Annotated in this window: 16 protein-coding genes; 5 read left to right on the top strand and 11 right to left on the bottom strand. The window is 60.6% G+C overall.

Going from position 1 to position 22120, the window contains the following annotated elements:
• Window position 1: 1 nt before the first annotated feature.
• From R2E40_RS11030 to R2E40_RS10990, 9 genes are all read right to left on the bottom strand, one after another.
• Window positions 2-3961: an ATP-binding protein gene (locus R2E40_RS11030; protein ID WP_318165550.1), complete on the bottom strand. Its 3960-nt coding sequence runs from the start codon at window positions 3959-3961 to the stop codon at window positions 2-4.
• Window positions 3962-4015: 54 nt separating this feature from the next.
• Window positions 4016-4312 (bottom strand): integration host factor subunit alpha, encoded by a 297-nt coding sequence (ihfA, locus tag R2E40_RS11025; RefSeq protein WP_005300715.1) that lies wholly within the window; start codon window positions 4310-4312, stop codon window positions 4016-4018.
• 3 nt (window positions 4313-4315) lie between these two features.
• Window positions 4316-6715: a phenylalanine--tRNA ligase subunit beta gene (gene pheT, locus R2E40_RS11020; protein ID WP_318165486.1), complete on the bottom strand. Its 2400-nt coding sequence runs from the start codon at window positions 6713-6715 to the stop codon at window positions 4316-4318.
• Between the two features lie 12 nt (window positions 6716-6727).
• Window positions 6728-7711 carry a phenylalanine--tRNA ligase subunit alpha gene (gene pheS / locus R2E40_RS11015; RefSeq protein WP_016350663.1) on the bottom strand — a complete coding sequence of 328 codons (984 nt, stop codon included), beginning with the start codon at window positions 7709-7711 and terminating at the stop codon, window positions 6728-6730.
• A 316-nt stretch (window positions 7712-8027) separates the two neighbouring features.
• Entirely contained in the window at window positions 8028-8384 is a 357-nt protein-coding gene (gene rplT / locus R2E40_RS11010; RefSeq protein ID WP_005300683.1) for a 50S ribosomal protein L20, read from the bottom strand.
• 15 nt (window positions 8385-8399) lie between these two features.
• On the bottom strand, window positions 8400-8597 hold the full coding sequence (gene rpmI / locus R2E40_RS11005; protein WP_005300673.1) for a 50S ribosomal protein L35: 198 nt from the start codon (window positions 8595-8597) through the stop codon (window positions 8400-8402).
• An 86-nt stretch (window positions 8598-8683) separates the two neighbouring features.
• The gene (gene infC, locus R2E40_RS11000) at window positions 8684-9214 is read right to left on the bottom strand and encodes a translation initiation factor IF-3 (RefSeq protein WP_208021905.1); all 531 of its coding nucleotides are present in this window, start codon (window positions 9212-9214) and stop codon (window positions 8684-8686) included.
• 21 nt (window positions 9215-9235) lie between these two features.
• Complete coding sequence (gene thrS / locus R2E40_RS10995; protein ID WP_011706169.1) at window positions 9236-11164, bottom strand: threonine--tRNA ligase; 1929 nt, start codon at window positions 11162-11164, stop codon at window positions 9236-9238.
• Window positions 11165-11400: 236 nt separating this feature from the next.
• The gene (locus tag R2E40_RS10990; RefSeq protein ID WP_318165485.1) at window positions 11401-11988 is read right to left on the bottom strand and encodes a tetratricopeptide repeat protein; all 588 of its coding nucleotides are present in this window, start codon (window positions 11986-11988) and stop codon (window positions 11401-11403) included.
• A 174-nt stretch (window positions 11989-12162) separates the two neighbouring features.
• On the opposite strand from R2E40_RS10990, the gene R2E40_RS10985 reads away from it, so the two are divergent.
• Window positions 12163-13218 carry a PA0069 family radical SAM protein gene (locus R2E40_RS10985; protein ID WP_318165484.1) on the top strand — a complete coding sequence of 352 codons (1056 nt, stop codon included), beginning with the start codon at window positions 12163-12165 and terminating at the stop codon, window positions 13216-13218.
• 30 nt (window positions 13219-13248) lie between these two features.
• Here R2E40_RS10985 and R2E40_RS10980 read toward each other — a convergent pair whose 3' ends face one another.
• Window positions 13249-13419, bottom strand: a complete 171-nt coding sequence (locus tag R2E40_RS10980; RefSeq protein WP_168967571.1) for a hypothetical protein — start codon at window positions 13417-13419, stop codon at window positions 13249-13251.
• Window positions 13420-13717: 298 nt separating this feature from the next.
• Window positions 13718-16465, bottom strand: a complete 2748-nt coding sequence (gyrA, locus tag R2E40_RS10975; RefSeq protein WP_318165483.1) for a DNA topoisomerase (ATP-hydrolyzing) subunit A — start codon at window positions 16463-16465, stop codon at window positions 13718-13720.
• A 201-nt stretch (window positions 16466-16666) separates the two neighbouring features.
• Between gyrA and ubiG the strand changes: the two genes are divergently transcribed.
• The 4 genes from ubiG to nrdB all read left to right on the top strand — a co-directional run bounded on the left by ubiG (window position 16667) and on the right by nrdB (window position 22115).
• Window positions 16667-17383, top strand: a complete 717-nt coding sequence (gene ubiG / locus R2E40_RS10970) for a bifunctional 2-polyprenyl-6-hydroxyphenol methylase/3-demethylubiquinol 3-O-methyltransferase UbiG (RefSeq protein ID WP_016350657.1) — start codon at window positions 16667-16669, stop codon at window positions 17381-17383.
• Entirely contained in the window at window positions 17383-18069 is a 687-nt protein-coding gene (locus tag R2E40_RS10965; protein ID WP_318165482.1) for an HAD-IA family hydrolase, read from the top strand. Before ubiG ends, R2E40_RS10965 begins: the two co-directional genes overlap by 1 nt.
• A 578-nt stretch (window positions 18070-18647) precedes the next feature.
• On the top strand, window positions 18648-20915 hold the full coding sequence (gene nrdA / locus R2E40_RS10960; RefSeq protein ID WP_029300959.1) for a class 1a ribonucleoside-diphosphate reductase subunit alpha: 2268 nt from the start codon (window positions 18648-18650) through the stop codon (window positions 20913-20915).
• 66 nt (window positions 20916-20981) lie between these two features.
• Window positions 20982-22115 (top strand): class Ia ribonucleoside-diphosphate reductase subunit beta, encoded by a 1134-nt coding sequence (nrdB, locus tag R2E40_RS10955; RefSeq protein ID WP_318165481.1) that lies wholly within the window; start codon window positions 20982-20984, stop codon window positions 22113-22115.
• Window positions 22116-22120 lie beyond the last annotated feature (5 nt).

Raw genomic sequence — 22120 nt, 5'->3', positions numbered from 1 at the left:
GTCAGAGCCTCTCACGTAGTCGCCGGCACACCTCATCCAGAGCTTGCCGCAGCGGGGGGAGCAGGGGTTGCCGTGGATCCCGTTTCCACTGCTCGATCACCTGAACAAGCGGGGTGGCTCCCACCATTTTGGCGGCCCCCTTCATCTTGTGTAAAGCGGCTTCAAGCGCCATCTCGTCCCCTTGTGTGACGCAGCGCTCAATGTCGGCCAGATCCTGCCCGGTCGCGTCCAGATAGAGCGGAATAAGCTCCGGCGCCAGCAGCGACACTTCCCGCGCTGCCCAGACCTCCCCTTCTGCCGACACGTCGCTTTGAGGGGGCGGCTCGGGTGCGGGCACCTGATCGGGCTCGCCCAAGCTGCGCAGCAGATTGGCCAGGTCTTTGAGCAGCAGCGGCTTGTCCAGATGCCCGCGACAACCACAGCTGGCCAGCTGCGCCGCCGCCTGCTCGCTGAGATCGGCGGTGATGACATAGGTGGGCAGATGCTGCCAGCGCGGCGAGTCACGCAGCTGGCGGCAGAGCTCGGCCCCGTCCATCACCGGCATCTGCAGGTCGGTCAACACCAGATCGACCGTCTCATGCAGCAGGATGTCGAGCGCCAGCTGGCCGTTGGCCGCGCTGATCACCCGGGCCCCCAGCTGGGTCAGCTGCATGCTGATCAATACACGGTTCACCTCGTGATCTTCGACCAGCAGCACCCGCATCCCCTGCCCCGGCAGCGTGATCATGCCCTGACTAGAGGGCACCAGCCTTGGCTGCATCAGGCTGACCACCGAGCCCGGCACCCAGGGTTCCCCCTGCCAGTCCCAGTAGCGCAGCCCCTGCTCATCCAGCCGGACGCTCAATACCGGGCCGGCCGGATCGTCTTGCAAATCCAGTTCTCCCAGCCAGGGCAGCAGATAGTCCCGCTCCGCCCCGCCGAGTTGCACATGCACGCTGGCCACCCTTGGCCGCCAGCGCGGCATCTCCTGCAGCAACACCAGTGGCAGCGCACAGAGGAAGCGGCTGCCGCCGGTCGGCCGCGGTTCGACCCGGATCTCCCCCCCCATCTGCTCCATCAGCTGGCGACAGATGGCAAGTCCAAGCCCGGTGCCCTGGGCCCGCGGCTGACCCGCTTCCCCGCCCTGCTCAAAGGGCAGGAACAGCCGCGGCAGCAGCTCGGCACTGATACCGGGCCCCTCGTCGTCCACACCGCACAACAGCTGAGAGCCAGCGCGGCGGGCCCACAGCACCACCTCGCCACGGGAGCTGAACTTGATGGCATTGGCCAGCAGGTTGTGCAGCACCTGCTGCACCCGGTGCGGATCCAGCTCCACCTGGGCGGGCAGTCGATGATCGAGATCCAGCCGCAGTTGCAACCGCTTGGAGCGGGCCTTGGACCAGTGCACGGCCGCCACGTGCTCGCACAAATCCACCAGATCGGTGGGCTGCAGCGAGAGCGCCAGCTGCCGGTTCTCGTTGCGGCTGAAGTCCAGCACGTCGTTGAGCAGGCCCAGCAGCTCGTCCCCCGCCTGGCGGACGTGGGCCAGTGCCGAGCGCTGCTCGGCATTGAGGGAGGTGTGGCTGAGCCACTCCAGCAACCCCAGAATGGCGTTCATGGGGGTGCGAATTTCGTGGCTCACCGCCGCGAGGAAACGCCCCTTGGCCAGCACCGCCTGCTCGGCCCGCTCGTGGGAAGCCTGCAGCGCCTGCTCCTGCTCGACCCGGGTCGTCACATCCTGCACCACCCCGTACACCCGCCAGCCCTGCTCGGACTGGCTGCGCCCCCGGCCGTAGAACTGCAGCCAGCGGGTGCCCTTGCCCGGGTGCTCATAGCGCAGCGCGTAGGAAAAAGGCTGACCGGCCTGCAGCATCTCCAGCATGGGGGCCTTCATCTTGCGCCTGTCATGTTGATCCAGTCGGCCCAGCGCCTGACCGGGATTGCGGCGGATCTGCTGGCTGGCCAGCCCCAGCAGCTCGTAGCTGCCACGGCTGATGAACTCTACCTGGGCGATGCCTTCCCGCTGCAGCAGGAACTGGATCACCACCCCGGGCACCGTATTGGTCAATGCCCGCAGGCGGCGCTCGGCCTGGCGCAGCAAGCGGGTGCGCTCGCGCAGGGCGCTGATGTTGGAGAGCGCGATGAGATCCCCCGCCGGCGACTGCTTGCCAAGCTGAAGCGGGATCTGGGCATAGGAGTAGACCTGATCGCCCAGGGCCATCTCGCCCTCGCCCCCCTGCAGCTGGGCCTCTGGCAGGTGCAGCTCGGTCAGATAGCGCGCCTCCAGCCGTTTGGCCTGCTTGTTGCGCTTGATGATCTCACCCTGGTTGTCCCGCAGAAACACCGGCACCGGCAGCGCCTGGAACAGGGACTCCCTGAATTGGCTCTCCAGCGCCAGGGTCTGCTCCATCTCCTGGCGCTGGCTCACTTCCCGGGCCAGCTGCTGGCGGGAGCGCCAGATCAGCCAGATGACACCAGCACTGATCAACAGCGCCAGCGACACCGACCCCAGCCAGATCCCGTAGCTAACCCCGGCTTGCTGGGTCAGCACCAGCCGGCGCCAGCGCTGATTGAGATCGTCGTTCTGCCTGCTGGTAAAGGCCATCAGGCTCTGTTCCATCACCCCGGCGAGTCGCGGGCTGTGATGGCTGATGGCAAACCCCAGTCCGAAGCGTTGAGGTAGCTCCCTGATATCCAGCCCGTCCAGCTGGTTGTTGCGAAGCGGGTATTGCAGCTGGTAGAGCTCGGCCAGCATGGCGTCGGCCTCACCGCTTTGCACCGCCGCAAGCCCTTGTGCCAGGGTGTCGCTTTTGCGCCAATGATGTTCGCCATCCAGCCTGGCCAGCATCGCTTCGTCATAGAGGGTGGCGGGCACCACTATGTCGCCCTTCACCGCCGCCAGCGTGTCGAGCGACTCCACCTTGCGACTGACCAGGGCATAGCGATTGAGCGCCATGATGCGGGTGAAGTCGAAGGCAGCGGTCAGCGCCGGCGTCTCCAGCAGGCCGGCCATCATGTCCGCCTCACCACTGCGCAGCTTGGCCAGCGCCTCTTCCTTGCTGGCGGTCGGGATCACGTGGAAGTTGAGCCCGGTCTGCTGGCTCACCTGCCTCAGTACGTCGGCGCTCCACCCCTTGAGCTCCCCCTGCTCGTCGAGACCGCTGTAGGGCATGAAATCCGGGTTGACGACCAGCTTGATGGCACGGGAGGTGCCGACCAGCCAGGCCTGCTCCTTGTCGGTGAAGTGAAGCGGGTTGATGTCCTGCTCCCCCTGTGCCAGATAACGGTCCAGATCCTTGTAGAGGGCACCGGGCGGCAGATAACGGATGGCGGTATCGATCAGCTCGCGCAGTTCCGGCTGGTCGCGCATCATCAGCCGGTAGCTCACCACCAGTTCATCGCTGCGCAGCCGGCGCAGCCGCAGCCCCTGATCCGGGTATTCGCGCATCAGGTAGCGCAGTTGCAGATAGTCACCGAGATAGGCGGTCCCCTTACCCGCCGCCAGCGCCGCATACCAGTTGTCCGCCTCGGTCAGGGGCAACTGGGTTGAGCGGGGATAAAGTGCCCGCAACACCTCGTTCGCCTGCCAGATGGGGGAGACCAGGAAGGTCGCCCGCTCCAGATCGCCGCGATAGAGGATGGCGGATTCGGCCTCCAGCATGGCACGACTGAGCGCCATACCCGGCAGGGCCTGCAATGAAGGACCAACATTGGGAATGAGATCGCAGCGCCCCTCCTGCAAGCCACGCTGCACTGCCGACCAGTTGGGCAGCTTTTCATGCAGGAGCGGAAAAGGGAGCTGCTCTGCCAACCGCTCCATCTGATCGATCAGCAAGCCTCCCGACTCCTCGAGATAAGGCGGCCGGATCAGCGCCGGATAACAGATGGTCAGCGACTTGGTGGCATCGGCATACGCCTTGGCTGCCGTGGAGAGGGGTAGACTCATCGCCTGTACCGGAGTGACCAGCAGCAGGCCTAGCAATAGGCTGGTTTTTCTCATGAAAAAATAAAAGCCAGGCGGCTGCCTGGCTTTGTGTCACTCGTTGGGCTCAACATTTTCGACCCTGGCCTTGAGCTTCTGACCAGGGCGGAAGGTGACCACCCGCCGGGCGCTGATAGGAATATCTTCGCCGGTTTTCGGGTTACGTCCAGGACGCTGGTTCTTCTCACGAAGATCAAAGTTACCGAAGCCTGAAATCTTGACTTGTTCACCACGCTCAAGCGCTTGTCTGATCTCTTCAAAGAAGGCTTCCACCATATCTTTGGCTTCACGCTTGCTCATCCCGAGCTGGGTGAACAGGTGCTCTGCAATGTCGGCTTTGGTAAGCGCCATAGATCAATCCCTCAAGGATGCATTCAACTCTTCACCAAGGGCCCGCACGACATTGTCTACGGTCTCGGCAATCTCTTTCTCCTCCAGAGTGCGCTGGGTGTCTTGCAGAACAAGACTGATGGCCAGGCTCTTCTTGTCCTCTGCCATGCCAGCCCCCTGGTATACGTCAAACAAGTTTATTCCAACTACCTGATTTCCGCCAACTTTTTTAATTACTGCCAGGACATCACCGGCCAGGACTTGACGATCAACCACCACGGCGATGTCACGACGGTTGGCAGGGAACTTGGAAACCTCGGCAGCAACCGGCACCTTGGCCGGGGTCAGCTTGTCCAGCTCCAGTTCGAACATGACGGCGCGGCTCTTCAGACCCAGCTTCTTCTCGAGGCTCGGATGGATCACGCCGATGTGGCCGATGACCACGCCATTGCGCAGGATGACCGCGCTCTGGCCCGGGTGCAGGGCACTGTGCTCGGCACGCTCGAAGGTGAAGGTGGCCCCTTCGGCAGTCAGGTCCAGCACCGCTTCCAGATCCCCTTTCAAATCAAAGAAGTCGGCAGCGCGGCTCTTGATATCCCAGTGCTCATCGCTCTGGTTGCCGGTGATGATGCCGGCCAGCATGGGCTCCTGACGGATGCCGTTCTCGGCGTCCTTGTCCTTGATGAAGCGCAGGCCCTGCTCAAACAGGCGCACCCGCGGCTGCTGACGGTTCTGGTTGTAAACCACGGCCTGCACCAGACCCGGGAACAGAGAGACGCGCATGGCGGACATCTCGACCGAGATCGGGTTCGGCAGCACGATGGCATCGCTCTGCGGGAACAGGGTCTGCTGAGCCTTGGGATCGACGAAGCTGTAGGTGATCGCTTCCTGGAAGCCGCGATCAACCAGCAGGTCGCGCACGCGCTTCAAGGTCACCTGCCCTTCTGCCTGCTCCACCATCGCCAGAGAGGCGGCGGGTTTGAGGTTCGGGATGTTGTTGTAGCCGTAGATACGGGCCACTTCCTCGATAAGGTCTTCCTCGATGGCGATATCGAAACGCCAGGAGGGGGCCAGCGCGGTCCAACCGTCAGCTTCAACGGTTACCTGCATACCCAGACGGGTCAGGATCTCGACCACCTGCGCATCCGCCACGCTGATGCCGATCACCTTGTCGAGCTTGGCGCGGCGCAGCTTGATCGGGGCGGCCTTGGGCAGATGGGCATCGGATTTGACCTCGATGACCGGACCCGCTTCACCGCCGCACTCTCCGCCACAAATGTCCAGCAGCAGACGGGTGGCTCTGTCCATCACCTTGGCTTGCAGCTGCGGATCCACCCCGCGCTCGAAGCGGTGGGAGGAGTCGGTGTGCAGACCGTAGGCACGGGCACGGCCGGTGATGGAGAGCGGCGCGAAGAAGGCGCACTCCAGCAGAATATCGGTAGTGGTCTCGGAGACACCGGTGCGATCGCCGCCGAAGATGCCGGCCATGCAGGCAGGACCTTTGGCATCGGCAATCACCAGAGTCGTCTCTTTGAGCTTCACCTCATTGCCATCGAGCAGGGTCATGGGCTCATCGCTACGAGCGCGGCGCACCACCAGTTCCCCTTCAAGCGTCGCCAGATCGAAGGCGTGCATCGGCTGACCGTATTCCAGCAGCAGGTAGTTGGTGATGTCGACGATGGCGTCGATGGAACGGATACCGCCACGGCGCAGCTTCTCTTGCATCCAGAGCGGGCTCTGGGCCTGCAGGTTCAGCCCCTTGATGACGCGGCCCAGATAACGGGGGCAATCGGCCGGCGCTTCAACCCGGATCGGGAAGCTAGCGTCGATGGTGGCAACAGCCGGCACCCAGGTCGGCTCGACCACGTCGACGCTGTTGAGCACGCCGATTTCACGGGCCAGACCCGCGATGCCGAGGCAATCGGCACGGTTCGGGGTCAGATCCACGTCGATGCTGACGTCGTTGAGCGCGAGGTATTCGCGGATATCGGTGCCGATGGGCGCATCCAGCGGCAGCTCGATGATGCCATCGGCGTCGACGTCGATACCCAGCTCGCTGAAGGAGCAGAGCATGCCGTGAGACGGCTGACCGCGCAGCTTGGCTTTCTTGATGGTGAAATCACCCGGCAGGGTCGCCCCTACTTTGGCCACGCACACTTTCAGGCCGGCGCGGCAGTTCGGCGCGCCGCAGACGATGTCCAGCAGCTCGGCTTCGCCCACGTTGACCTTGGTCACCCGCAGCTTGTCGGCATCCGGATGCTGGGCGCACTCGACCACTTCGCCCACCACCACGTTGTTGAACTGGCCGGCCACCGCTTCCACGGCGTCCACTTCCAGACCGGCCATGGTGATCTGCTCGGCCAGTGCGTTGTCACTCAACTCGGTGCGGACCCACTCCATCACCCAGGATTTACTGAATTTCATGTTCTCTCGCCCTTACTTGAACTGCTTGAGGAAACGCAGGTCGTTTTCGAAGAAGGCACGCAGGTCGTTGACCCCGTAACGCAGCATGGTCAGGCGCTCAACGCCCATGCCGAAGGCAAAGCCGGAGTATTTCTCCGGATCGATGCCGACCGAACGCAGCACGTTCGGGTGCACCATGCCGCAGCCCAGCACTTCCAACCACTTGCCGTTCTTGCCCATCACGTCCACTTCGGCGCTCGGCTCGGTGAACGGGAAGTAGGAAGGACGGAAGCGAATGGTCAAGTCTTCCTCGAAGTAGTTGCGCAGGAAGTCGTGCAGGATCCCTTTCAGCTCGGTGAAGCTGGCATGCTCGTCGACCAGCAGGCCTTCGACCTGGTGGAACATCGGGGTGTGGGTCATGTCATAGTCGTTACGATAGACGCGGCCCGGCGCGATGATGCGGATCGGCGGCTGCTGATGTTCCATGGTGCGGATCTGCACACCGGAGGTGTGGGTACGCAACATCAAATCAGGATTGAAGTAGAAGGTATCGTGATCGGTACGCGCCGGGTGGTGAGCCGGGATGTTCAACGCATCGAAGTTGTGGAAGCCATCTTCAATCTCGGGACCACGGGCAACCTTGAAGCCCATCTCGCCAAACAGGCGTTCGATGCGCTCGATGGTGCGGGTCACCGGGTGCAGACCGCCATTCTCGATACGGCGGCCCGGCAGGCTGACGTCGATGGTCTCGGCGGCCAGCTTCTGATTCAGCACGGCGACTTCGAGGGCTTCACGACGCTCGTTCAGGGCATCCTGAACCTGCTGTTTGGCCTGGTTGATCACGGCGCCCGCGGCGGGACGCTCTTCAGCGGACAGGGCGCCCAGGCCCTTCATCTGCTCGGTAAAAAAGCCCTTTTTACCCAGATATTTGACCCGGATTTCGTCAAGGGCGGCGATGTCGCTTACGCCCTCAATTTCGGCCCTGGCTTGGCCGACTACTTCTTCAAGCTGTTGCATGTCTTCCTCGTCACCACTCCCGGTACAGGAGCCTTTAGGCTAAATAAGGTCAAGAGGGGAATAATACAAAAAAAGCCCCTTCACTGACCATAGTTAAGGTGCCCTTTTCTCCCTAGAAATCATTTTGTTATCAAGTAGGGCTTCGAGCCGGACCGGCTTTTTCTTTGCGATTGGCTACACAATTTTAGTTTGATGGCATATGAAGCCATACGCCTAGCTATCATGATGGTCGAGTCATCACTGCCTGCAGACGGTAAATGACAGATAACAAAAAAGGAGGCCTGAGCCTCCTTTTAACATTTATAACAGAACCGGATTAGACCAGAGCTGCTTTGGCCTTTTCAACCAGGGCGGTGAAAGCCAGCTTGTCGTGAACGGCGATATCGGACAGGATCTTGCGATCGATCTCGATGGAAGCCTTCTTCAGACCGTTGATCAGACGGCTGTAGGACAGACCGTTCTGACGGGCTGCTGCGTTGATACGAGCAATCCACAGTTGACGGAACTGACGCTTTTTCTGGCGACGGTCACGGTAGGCATACTGACCAGCTTTGGTTACCGCTTGTACCGCTACGCGGTAGACACGGGAACGGGCGCCGTAGTAACCCTTGGCGGCTTTCATTACTTTCTTGTGACGAGCGCGAGCGGTCACACCACGTTTAACTCTTGGCATTTTTCACATCCCCCCTTATGCGTACGGCAGACAAGCGACAACACGTTTGTGGTCGGCAGCGGAAACAAAGAACTTCGGTCCCAGCTGACGCTTACGCTTACTGCTCTTCTTGGTCAGGATGTGACGCAGGTGGTTGTGCTTGCACTTGAAGCGACCTGAGCCAGTCTTCTTGAAGCGCTTTGCGGCGCCCCGGTTGGTTTTCATCTTCGGCATTTCATACTCCGCATTGTGAGTGACAACAAAATCGCAAGGCGAACCGACTCATGGGGCTGGCCCCATGAGTCAATTTCTTGTGGGCCTTAAGATTTCTTCTTAGGTGCGAGGACCATCACAGCTTGACGGCCTTCGACTTTCGGGAACGATTCGACTACGGCCAGCTCTTCCAAGTCGTTCTTGACGCGCTCCAGAACCTTGATACCAAGTTCTTGGTGAGCCATTTCACGACCACGGAAGCGCAGGGTGACCTTTGCCTTGTCCCCGTCTTCCAGAAAGCGAACCAGGTTGCGTAGTTTTACCTGATAGTCGCCTTCGTCGGTGCCAGGACGGAATTTGATTTCCTTGACCTGGACGACTTTCTGCTTTTTCTTCTGTTCTTTGGTGGTTTTGCTCTTTTCGTAGAGGAATTTGCCGTAATCCATGATCCGGCAAACGGGCGGCTCAGCGTTCGGACTGATCTCGACCAGATCCACTCCGGCCTCAAGGGCCAAGTTCAGGGCATCCTGGATGGAGGTGATGCCAATGGCTTCACCATCCAAACCAGTCAGACGAACTTCTTTCAGACGGATCTCTTCGTTGATCCGGTGAGCGCGGGCTTGCGGTTGCTTGCCCAGTTTTTTTCCGCCTTTTATAGCTTATTCCTCCACTTTCTTTTGTCCGCGGGTCTGAACTTCCTGGGTCAACAGAGCAATCAGCTCTTCAACAGGATAAGTGCCCAGGTCAGCCCCTTTACGAGTACGCACTGCAATCTTGCCGGCTTCTACTTCTTTATCGCCGCAGACCAGCATGAAGGGTACTCGCTTCAAAGTATGCTCGCGGATTTTAAAGCCAATCTTCTCATTTCTCAAGTCCGCTTTTGCGCGAAGGCCCGCATCATTCAATGCTTTGGCTACTTTCACTGCATAATCGGCCTGATTGTCGGTGATATTCATGACCACGGCTTGAGTCGGTGCCAGCCAGGTCGGGAACAGTCCGGCGTACTCTTCGGTCAGGATCCCGATGAAACGCTCCAGCGAGCCCAGAATGGCGCGGTGGATCATCACGGGAACATGACGTTCGTTGTCTTCACCCACGTAGGTGGCGCCCAGACGGCCCGGCAGGGCAAAATCGAGCTGCACGGTACCACATTGCCACGCACGATCAAGGCAATCGTGCAGGGTAAATTCGATCTTGGGACCGTAGAAGGCCCCCTCACCCGGCTGCAGATCGTACTTCAGGCCGTTCAGCACCAGGGCTTCGGCCAGCGCGGCCTCGGCACGATCCCAGGCTTCATCGGAGCCGATACGCTGTTCCGGACGAGTGGAGAGCTTGACCACGATGTTCTCGAAGCCGAAGGTGCCATAGACGTCGTAGACCATGCGGATACAGGCCGACACCTCTTCCATGATCTGCTCTTCGGTACAGAAGATGTGCGCATCATCCTGGGTGAAGCCACGTACCCGCATCAGACCGTGCAGGGAGCCTGACGGCTCGTTGCGGTGGCAGGAGCCAAACTCGGCCATGCGCAGCGGCAGATCGCGGTAGGATTTCAGACCCTGGTTGAAGATCTGCACGTGACCCGGGCAGTTCATCGGCTTGATGGCGTACTCACGGTTCTCGGACTGGGTGGTGAACATGGCCTGGGCGTATTTCTCCCAGTGACCCGAACGCTCCCACAGCACGCGATCCATCATGAAGGGGCCTTTCACCTCCTGATAGTCGTACTCTTTGAGCTTGCCGCGGATGAAGGTTTCCAGCTCACGGAAGATGGTCCAGCCATCGTTGTGCCAGAACACCATGCCGGGCGCTTCTTCCTGCATGTGGTACAGATCGAGCTGCTTGCCGATCTTGCGGTGGTCACGCTTGGCGGCCTCTTCGAGGCGCTGCAGGTAAGATTTGAGCTGCTTCTTGTCGGCCCAGGCAGTGCCGTAGATACGCTGCAGCATCTTGTTGTTGGAGTCGCCACGCCAGTAGGCGCCGGACATCTTCTGCAACTTGAAATGGTGGCAGTGACGCATGTTGGGCACGTGCGGGCCGCGACACATGTCGATGTACTCTTCGTGATGATACAGACCGGGCTGGTCATCACGGGCAATGTTCTGATCCAGGATCTCGACCTTGTAGGTCTCGCCACGGGCTTCGAACACGTCGCGTGCTTCCTGCCAGGAGACCTTCTTCTTGATGACGTCGTAATCCTTGGCGGCCAGCGCCAGCATGCGCTCTTCCAGCGCCGCCAGATCTTCGTCGGTCAGGGTGCGATCGAGATCGATGTCGTAGTAGAAACCGTTGTCGATGACGGGACCGATGGCCATCTTGGTCTGGGGCCAGAGTTGCTTGATGGCATGACCCAGCAGGTGAGCACAGGAGTGGCGCAGGATGTCCAGACCTTCTTCGTCTTTGGCGGTGATGATGGCCAAGGAGGCATCGGCTTCGATCAGCTCGCAGGCATCCACCAGTTCACCGTTTACCCGACCGGCAATGCACGCCTTGGCGAGACCGGGACCGATGTCCGCGGCCACATCCATGACGGAAACGGCGTGGGCAAATTGACGTTGGCTGCCATCAGGCAGAGTAATGATTGGCATTGTGTGTTTCCTTATACAGTGGTGCCCCCTACCAAAGGGCACATGCGGGATGGAAAGATTCATTCAAAAATGGGTGATGTTCTGGCTCTCCACAGCACTTTGCGAAGGCGCCCCGCGACGCAAACAACCCGTTCAACGTCGCAAGACAAACCAAAAACCGGACCATGCTACCAGAAGTAGGCGGGGCTGTATCGGGTTTGCTGAGATTTTCTACAGTCAGATGAAGTGCTTGGCAGCTATTCCCCCAGCAGGGACTGCCAGTTGAAATCGAATGTGGAGCTCCCCTCCTGCGCCAGTTCCAGCTCCTGCAGCACCTTGAGCGCCAGCTGATTGCCCTGCTTGGCGGCCTGATAGAGCCACTCCTTGGCACGGGGCAGATCGACCCGCCCGCTGACCCCCATCAGATGCAGCACGCCCACCTTCAACATGGCGGGGACATCGCCGTTCTTGGCCGCCAGCTCCATCCAGTGAAACGCCTCGCGCAGATCCCGCCTCACCCCGGCCCCCCGCAGGTAGACCTCCCCCAGCCGGTATTGGCCGAAGGCATCCCCCGCCTGCGCCGCCTGACGATAGAGCGTGATGGCCCGGCTGATATCCTGCTCGCTCCCCTGCCCCACTTCATGGCTCCAGCCCATCAGCGCCTGGGCCCGTGGCTGGCCCTGCTCGGCCAGCGGCGACCAGATCCGGGTCGCCTCATCGAAGTGACCGGTGCGCCAGGCGCGATTGGCCGAGGCCAGCTCCTGCTCGGTGGAGAGCGGGATCAGACGCCAGATAACCAGCGCAATGACAGCGATGAAGAGCCAGCGAGAGGTGATGGGTGCCATGATGATTTCCGTGATCCAGTTCGCATTTCGTCTATGTAAACGAAATGTAGCGCCGCGATCAAGCAAGAGATCCCTTTGACATGCTTTTTATGGCCGGCTGGGTCGGCAGGGCTTGCATTCGACAATGAGGGTCAGCATGATAACTGTATATATAAACAGTATTGGTGCGATGCGATGGCAGGTCGAGGCAGTTCCCACAATGTTGATCACCGTTTCAGCGGCCAGCGGGTCGATGCGGTCGACGATGGCTGGTCCCAACCCGAGTGGGAAGCGGTATTTGCCGCCAGCGATCCCCGCACCGAGGTGACGGAGATCAGCGCCCGCAGCATCATCAGTTACAACAGCTCTCCCGACGTCCCTTTCAGCCGCTCCATCAATCCTTATCAGGGCTGTGAGCACGGCTGCATCTATTGCTACGCCAGACCGAGCCACGCCTATCTCGAGCTCTCCCCCGGCCTCGACTTCGAGACCCGCTTGTTCGCCAAGCTCAATGCCGCCGAGCTGCTGCGCCGGGAGTTTGCCAGACCCTCCTATCAGCCGCAGACCATAGTGCTGGGAGCCAATACCGACCCCTATCAACCCATCGAGCATCACTATCGCCTCACCCGCCAGCTGCTCGAGGTGATGCAGGCCCACCGCCATCCGGTCGGGATCATCACCAAGAGCGCCATGATATTGCGCGACCTCGATCTGCTGACGGAACTGGCCAGGGAGGGACTCTGCCAGGTGATGGTGTCGGTCACCACCTTGAATGAAACCCTGCGGCGACAGCTGGAGCCAAGAGCCAGCACCGGGGCCGGCCGGCTCAAGGTGGTGGAGAAACTGGCCAGGGCCGGTGTGCCGGTCGGGGTGCTGGCGGCCCCCATGATCCCGCGGCTCAACGAGCCCGAGCTCGAGCAGATCATCAAAGGCGCTGCCGAGGCCGGAGCCCACTGCGCCGACTATATCCTGTTGCGACTGCCCCACGAGCTGGCACCGCTGTTCAGTGACTGGTTGGAGCAACACTATCCCGGCCAGAAGGAGGCGATCCTCAACCAGCTACGGGCCAGCCGGGACGGCGCCCTCAACAGTCCCGCCTTCGGCAGCCGGATGCGGGGAGAGGGCCAGTTCGCCGATCTGCTGGCCCAGCGCTTTCGGTTGATCGCCAAGCGGCTCGGGCTCGGCAAGCGCCATTTTCAACTGCGCCAGGATGCCTTCATCCGCCCTGGCGAGCAGTTGCGGCTGTTCTAAGCGCCCGTCAAGCCCGCCCCGGGAAAAGCCTCAGCCCCTTGGTCGCGACGCACTGGCCTTGCTGCGGTGGGCAATCAACTCGGCGGGCAATCGGGCTGGCTCATGTGCCACCTCAGGTTCATGTTCGCCTGCGCGGGCATCCATCTCTGCCTCGCCCCATACCCGGCTCCACCAGATCTCCCACATTACCCAGCTGGTCATGACATGCTCCTGGCAGGCGTTGCCTGCGTCTATGGTGGTTTCTCTCCAACGGGAGCAGCATGGCTGGCCGCCATGACAGAGCGATGACATTCACATGAAGGAGCCGTATCGAGGCCATGCTCCCTTGGGAGCAACCCTGGCACGCGGGTAGTGCCTGTTCTTCCTGCCATGACAGGCAAGACTGGACAGAGGAAAAAGTAAGAGAGAGAAGGAGGATAACGGGGGACGCCAGCGACAAGCGAACCAATGAAAAGAGCGGCCATTAGGCCGCTCTTTGGTATCGGGTAAAGAGGAGCGATTATTCGTCGCCCGCTTCACCTGCATCGACAGCACCGGTGTCCGCTGCGGTATCGGTGCCTTCAGACACCTCCCCTTCAACGGCCAGCACTTCGTTTTCGTCTTCGTCGCTCTCGGCAACGCGCTGTAGACCGACCACGGTCTCGTCTTCACCGGTACGGATCAGACGCACACCGCCGGTGTTGCGGCCGATGACGCTCACCTCGGACACTCGGGTACGTACCAGGGTACCGCCGTTGGTGATCAGCATGATCTGGTCGGTATCCTCGACCTGGATCGCATCGATCACCTTGCCGTTGCGCTCGTCCACCTTGATGGAGATAACGCCCTGGGTACCACGGCTCTTGGTCGGGTACTCGTCCAGCGCGGTACGCTTGCCGTAACCGTTCTCGGTAGCGGTGAGGATGGCCCCGTCGCCACGCGGCACGATGAGGGAAACCACCTTGTCACCGGCGCCCAGCTTGATGCCGCGCACACCGGCAGCGGTACGACCCATGGGACGTACGCCCTTGAAGGTGCCCTTGCTTTCGGTGCCTTCGCCGTTGTCGCTGCCATCATCGTCGTTGCCGGCGTCGTCGTCGGTTTCAACTTCGTCAGTGGCATCGGCATCAGCGCGACCGCTGCCTTCCGCGAAGCGAACAACCTTGCCCGCATCGGAGAACAGCATGATCTCGTTGCTGCCATCGGTGATGTCCACCCCGATCAGCTCATCACCCTCTTTGAGGTTGATGGCGCGGATGCCGGAGGAGAGCGGACGGCTGAAGTCGAACAGGCTGGTCTTCTTCACGGTACCGTTGGCGGTGGCGAAGAACACATACTTGTCGGCGTCATATTCCTTGACCGGCAGGATGGCGGTGATGCGCTCACCCTCATCCAGCGGCAGCAGGTTGATGATCGGACGACCGCGGGCGCCACGGGACGCCTCCGGCAGTTGATACACCTTGAGCCAGTAGACCTTGCCACGGGTGGAGAAGCACAGAATGGTGTCGTGGGTGTTGGCCACCAGCAGACGCTCCACAAAGTCCTCTTCCTTGATCCGGGTGGCCGACTTGCCACGACCACCGCGGCGCTGGGCCTCGTAGTCGGAGAGCGGCTGATACTTCACGTAACCCTGGTGAGACAAGGTCACGACCACGTCTTCCGGGGTGATCAGATCTTCGATGTTGATCTCGGCACTGGACATGCTGATCTCGGTACGACGCTCGTCGCCGTACTGCTCGCGCACGGCCAGCAGTTCATCACGGATCACTTCCATCAACCGCACCGGGCTCGCCAGGATGAACAGCAGCTCGGCGATGAGATCCAGCAGAGATTGGTACTCTTCCAGGATCTTCTCGTGCTCGAGGCCGGTCAGCTTGTGCAGACGCAGGTCAAGGATGGCCTGGGCCTGCTGCTCGGTCAGGTAGTAGTGACCTTCGCGGATGCCGAACTCGGGTTCCAGCCACTCGGGGCGGGCCGCGTCGTCACCGGCTTTCTCCAGCATGGAGGCCACGTTGCCGAGCTCCCAGCCACGGGCAACCAGGCCCGCTTTCGCGTCGGCCGGGGTCGCGCTGTGGCGAATGAGTTCGATGACCGGGTCGATGTTGGCCAGCGCCACCGCCAGACCTTCCAGGATGTGAGCCCGATCCCGCGCCTTGCGCAGTTCGAACACGGTCCGGCGGGTCACCACTTCACGGCGGTGCAGCAGGAACGCATCCAGGATCTCTTTGAGGTTCATCACCTTGGGCTGGTTGTTATCGAGCGCCACCATGTTGATGCCGAACGTGGTCTGCATCTGGGTGTGCTTGTAGAGATTGTTCAGCACAATCTCGCCGGACTCGCCGCGCTTGATCTCGATAACGATGCGCATGCCGTCCTTGTCGGACTCATCGCGCAGGGCACTGATGCCCTCGATCTTCTTCTCTTTGACCAGCTCGGCGATCTTCTCGATCAGCCGCGCCTTGTTCACCTGATAGGGGATCTCGTGAACGATGATGGTCTCGCGACTGGTCTTCTCGTCCACCTCCACTTCGGCCTTGGCACGCACATAGACGGAGCCACGACCGGTACGGTACGCCTGCACGATGCCGGAACGACCGTTGATGATGCCACCAGTGGGGAAATCCGGGCCGGTGATGTAGGTCATCAGCTCGTCGATGGTGAGGTCGCCGTTCTCGATCAACGCCAGACAGCCGTTGACTATCTCGGTGAGGTTGTGAGGCGGAATGTTGGTCGCCATGCCCACCGCAATACCGGAGGAGCCGTTGACCAGCAGGTTGGGAACCTTGGTGGGCATGACAGCCGGGATCATCTCGGTGCCGTCATAGTTCGGCACCCAGTCCACGGTCTCTTTGTCCAGATCGGCCAGCAGCTCGTGGGAGATGCGGGCCATCCGCACTTCGGTGTAACGCATGGCGGCGGCGCTGTCGCCGTCGACCGAACCGAAGTTGCCCTGACCATCGACCAGCATGTAACGCATGGAGAAATCCTGCGCCATGCGAACGATGGTGTCATACACGGCACTGTCGCCGTGCGGGTGATATTTACCGATTACGTCACCGACCACACGGGCCGATTTTTTATAGGGCTTGTTCCAGTCGTTCCCCAGCTCGTTCATTGCATACAGAACGCGGCGGTGAACCGGTTTCAAGCCATCACGCACATCCGGCAGAGCTCGTCCTACGATCACGCTCATGGCGTAATCAAGATAGGAACTCTTGAGCTCTTCTTCGATGTTGACCGGCGTGATCTCTCTGGCCAGATCGCTCATAGAAAGCCTTAATCCCTAATTAGTTGTTCTTTGGCTTAAACAGCGCGACATGGTAACACACTGAGCCAAATACCTTAAGCCACAAATCCGGTAACAAGTCGGGCTGGTGTGACAAAGTCCGTCCGTTATAATGCCCGCCAGGACAACAGATTGCGCGCGCCCCACCCAGCCTGCGCGCCCTTGCCACAGGATCATCAAAAAATGCACAGTGATGCCAATGTCGATCTGACAGAAATTGCCAAATTCGAAGCCATCGCCTCCCGCTGGTGGGACATGGAGGGAGAGTTCAAGCCGCTGCACCAGATAAACCCGGTGCGCCTTGACTGGATCACCGACAAGAGCGGCGGCCTGTTCGGCAAGCGCATCCTCGACATCGGCTGCGGCGGCGGCATTCTCGCCGAGAGCATGGCCCGCCGGGGTGCCAAGGTCACCGGCATCGACATGGGCAAGGAGCCCCTCGGGGTCGCCCGCCTCCATGCCCTGGAAGCCGGGGTAGAGCTCGAGTATCGCCAGATCACCGCCGAGGCCCACGCCGATGAGGCCCCCGGCCAGTATGATGTGGTCACCTGCATGGAGATGCTGGAGCACGTGCCGGATCCCGCCTCCGTGCTGCGCGCCATTGCCACCTTGGTACGCCCGGGCGGCAAGGTGTTCGTCTCCACCATCAACCGCAACCCGAAAGCCTATCTGATGATGATCCTCGGCGCCGAGTACCTGATGAAGATGGTGCCCAAGGGTACCCACGACCACAAGAAGTTCATCACCCCCGCCGAACTGTGTCGCATGGGTGAGGCCGCAGGCCTGCTGGTACGGGACATGAGCGGGGTGCACTACGCGCCGCTCTCCAACAGCTTCAAGCTCGGTCGCAACGTCGACGTCAACTACATGGTGGCGTTCGAGCGCCCGGAGCAAGGCTGATGACGACTCACTCCGCTGCGCCCCTTGGCTGCGTGCTGTTCGATCTGGACGGCACCCTGCTCGACACCGCGCCCGATCTGGGGGCCGCCGTCAACCATGTGCTGGTGAGCGAAGGCTTTGCCCCCCTCTCTGACGACATCATCCGTCAGACCACCTCCCACGGGGCGCTCGGACTGCTCAGGGCCGGTCTTGGTGATGAACTGCTGGAAGAGCTGGGCGCCACCCGCCTTCGCACCGCCCTGCTCGATTACTACGCCGCCAACCTCTGCGTTGGCACCCGTCCCTATGAAGGGATGGTGGATCTCATCGAGTGGCTCGACGAGAAGCAGCTGCCCTGGGGCATCGTCACCAACAAGCCAGGCTTTCTCACCGAGCCGCTGCTGGCGGCCCTGCCCGAGCTCGCCAGTTGCGGCGTCACCGTCAGCGCCGACACCCTGCCGGTACGCAAGCCCGACCCCGCTCCCATGTACTTTGCCTGCGACCAGCTTGGCGTCGAGGCGAGCCACTGCCTATATGTGGGGGATCACGTGCGCGACATCGAGGCTGGCCGCAACGCCGGCATGCGCACTGCCGTTGCCGGCTGGGGTTATCTCAATGACGACGAGGATCCGGCCCAGTGGGGCGCCGATCTGCACTTTGACACCGTGCAGGCCCTGCACCACTGGCTGCGCTACGAGCTGGGCTGAGATTGCCAGCCCGTGCCGGGCAACTCTGGTACAGGACGCAGACAACAGAGATGGATAACAAAGGCAGCTTTGCCGTCAAAGGGTGGCCAGATGAGCACTGTTGACTGATCGCGGCAGAGCCTTGGCAGTGACCACGGGGGATCGCTGGCGATCCCCCGTTTTGGCGGTTTGACAAGCAGGCAAGCGGCGAGATCGGACACCTTTTGACCCTTGCTGCACAAGGGATAATCAGGCTGAATTTGCTAGTAAAAACACCCCCTTTTCGCAAGCAAAAAAAGTTATTTAAATTTTCCATGTTCGATCATCAGACTTGCATTTACCGGATCGGACGGATGAAAACCCACTCGCTGTGAGCGTCCACTAACACAGAGCGGAACACCCACAATTTATCCACAGCTAATCCCTTATCCACAGATTGCAAAGCCGGGCCGACCTCACTATCTTGTAGCTCGAAATCAAAATAACACTATATCTTGTGATTCATCGCACAATAGGTCCCCACCTCCCACGCCTCTCACAGGCCTGGAGGCGAATGCCGTGCGATGGTTTTTCGGGAATCAACTAAAGGTCATCAGCCAATGAACTTGTTTGTGACGAAGCGTAACGGCCACAAAGAACCCATCGATCTGGATAAAATTCACCGCGTGCTCGACTGGGCTGCCGAGGGTCTCGACAACGTGTCGGTCTCCCAGGTGGAACTCAAGTCCCACATCCAGTTCTATGACGGCATCCGTACCGCCGATATCCACGAAACCGTCATCAAGGCCGCTGCTGACCTGATCTCCGAGCAAAGCCCGGACTACCAGTACATGGCCGCCCGCCTGGCCATCTTCCACCTGCGCAAGAAGGCCTACGGCCAGTTCGAGCCGCCCCACCTCTATCAGCACGTCGCCAAGCTGGTGGACATGGGCAAGTACGACAAACACCTGCTGGAAGACTACAGCCAGGCCGAATTCGAGGAGCTGAACCAGCACCTGGATCACTGGCGTGACATGGACTTCTCCTACGCGGCGGTCAAGCAGCTGGAAGGCAAGTACCTGGTCCAGAACCGCGTCACCGGCGAAATTTACGAGAGCCCGCAGTTCCTCTACATCCTGGTAGCGGCCTGCCTCTTCTCCAAGTATCCGAAAGATACCCGTCTGGACTACATCAAGCGCTTCTATGATGCGGTCTCGACCTTCAAGATCTCGCTGCCGACCCCGATCATGAGCGGCGTGCGCACCCCGACCCGTCAGTTCAGCTCCTGCGTGCTGATCGAGTGCGACGACAGCCTGGATTCCATCAATGCCACCGCCAGCGCCATCGTGCGTTACGTGTCCCAGCGCGCTGGCATCGGCATCAACGCCGGCCGCATCCGTGGTCTGGGCAGCCCCATCCGTGGCGGCGAAGCGTTCCACACCGGCTGCATCCCCTTCTACAAGTACTTCCAGACTGCCGTGAAGTGCTGCTCCCAGGGCGGCGTGCGCGGCGGTGCGGCCACCCTGTTCTACCCGTTGTGGCACACCGAAGTGGAGAGCCTGCTGGTACTGAAGAACAACCGCGGCGTGGAAGAGAACCGGGTCCGTCACATGGACTACGGCGTGCAGATCAACAAGCTGATGTACCAGCGCCTGATCAAGGGCGGCGACATCACCCTGTTCTCCCCGTCAGATGCACCTGGCCTGTACGATGCCTTCTTCGCGGATCAGGACAAGTTTGAAGAGCTCTACGTCAAGTACGAGCAGGATCCGAGCATTCGCAAGAAGACCCTCAAGGCGGTCGATCTCTTCTCCCTGATGATGCAGGAGCGCGCCGGTACCGGTCGCATCTACATCCAGAACGTGGACCACTGCAACACCCACAGCCCGTTCGATCCGAGCGTGGCGCCGGTGCGCCAGTCCAACCTCTGCCTCGAGATTGCACTGCCCACCAAGCCGCTCAACAACGTGGATGACGAAGAGGGCGAGATCGCGCTCTGTACCCTGTCCGCCTTCAACCTGGGTGCCATCGAGAAGCTGGAAGATCTGGAAGAGATGGCGGATCTCGCCGTGCGCGCCCTGGATGCCCTGCTCGACTATCAGGACTACCCGCTCAAGGCCGCGATGAAAGGCAGCATGAACCGCCGTACCCTGGGCATTGGTGTCATCAACTACGCCTACTACCTGGCGAAGAACGGTGCCCGCTACTCCGACGGTTCCGGTCTGGCGCTGACCCACCGCACCTTCGAGGCGATCCAGTACTATCTGTTGAAAGCTTCCGTGCAGCTGGCCCGCGAGTTCGGCCCCTGCCCGGCCTTCAACGAGACCACCTATGCCCAGGGGATCCTGCCCATCGACACCTATAAAAAGGATCTGGACAACCTGTGCAACGAGCCGCTGCACCTGGACTGGGAAGCGCTGCGCGAGGAGATCCGCACCGTGGGTCTGCGCAACTCCACCCTGACCGCTCTGATGCCGAGCGAGACCTCCAGCCAGATCTCCAACGCCACCAACGGCATCGAGCCGCCGCGCGGCCTGGTGTCGGTCAAGGCCTCCAAGGACGGCATCCTCAAGCAGGTAGTGCCCGAGTATGACCGCCTGAAGGATCAATACGAACTGCTCTGGAAGCAACCGAGCGTCGATGGTTACCTGCAGCTGGTCGGTATCATGCAGAAGTTTGTGGATCAGGCGATCTCCGCCAACACCAACTATGACCCCGCCCGTTTCGAAGGCAACAAGGTACCGATGAAGCAGCTGCTGAAGGACTTGCTGACCGCCTACAAATACGGCCTCAAGACCCTCTACTATCACAACACCCGTGATGGTGCGGACGATGCCCAGACCGATCTGCAAGATGACGGTTGTGCCGGCGGCGCCTGCAAGATCTGATGAACCGGGCGGGAGCATGAAGCTCCCGCCCTCCTGTTTCCCCTTATTCAAGACATTCAAATCACCATGGCCTATTCAACGTTCTGCCAGACCCAAAACGACCAGCTCAAGGAGCCGATGTTTTTCGGCCAATCGGTCAACGTGGCCCGTTATGACCAGCAAAAACACGAAGTGTTCGAACGGCTGATCGAAAAGCAGCTCTCCTTCTTCTGGCGCCCGGAAGAGGTGGACGTCTCCCACGACCGCATCGACTTCCAGGCCCTGCCGCCCCACGAGCAGCACATCTTCATCTCCAACCTGAAGTACCAGACCCTGCTGGATTCTATCCAGGGTCGCAGCCCCAACGTGGCGCTGCTGCCGCTGGTCTCCATTCCGGAGCTGGAAACCTGGATCGAGACCTGGGCCTTCTCGGAGACCATCCACTCTCGCTCCTACACCCACATCATCCGCAACATCGTCAACACCCCCGCCCAGGTGTTCGACGACATCGTCACCAACGAGCAGATCCTGAAACGCGCCGGCTCCATCAGCCACTTCTACGACGATCTGATCGAGGCGACCGCGCTCTACAACCTGCACGGTGAAGGCACCCACCGGGTGGCCGGTCGTGACGTGACCATCACCTTGCGCGAGCTGAAAAAGAAACTCTATCTGTGCCTGATGAGCGTCAACGCGCTGGAAGCGATCCGCTTCTACGTCAGCTTCGCCTGCTCCTTCGCCTTCGCCGAGCGCGAGCTAATGGAGGGCAACGCCAAGATCATCAAGATGATCGCCCGTGACGAAGCGCTGCACCTGACCGGGACCCAGCACATGCTGAACCTGATGCGCAGCGGCCAGGACGACCCCGAGATGGCCGAGATTGCCGCCGATTGCGAACAGGCCTGCTTCGAGCTGTTCAAGGAAGCGGCCATTCAGGAGAAAGAGTGGGCCGAGTACCTGTTCCAGGACGGCTCCATGATCGGCCTGAACAAGGACATCCTCTGCCAGTACGTGGAATACATCACCAACCTGCGCATGAATGCGGTGGGCCTGCAGCCAGCCTTTGCCGGGGCCAAGCAGAACCCGATCCCCTGGATCAACACCTGGCTGTCGTCCGACAACGTGCAGGTCGCCCCGCAGGAAGTGGAAGTGAGTTCCTATCTGGTGGGTCAGATCGACAGCGAAGTGAATGCCGACGATTTGGGTGACTTCGAGCTGTGAGTCAG

Origin of the sequence: Aeromonas sp. CD (genome assembly GCF_033349375.1) — a bacterium.
Lineage (GTDB): Bacteria > Pseudomonadota > Gammaproteobacteria > Enterobacterales > Aeromonadaceae > Aeromonas > Aeromonas hydrophila.
This window is presented reverse-complemented; position numbering and strand designations above follow the sequence as displayed.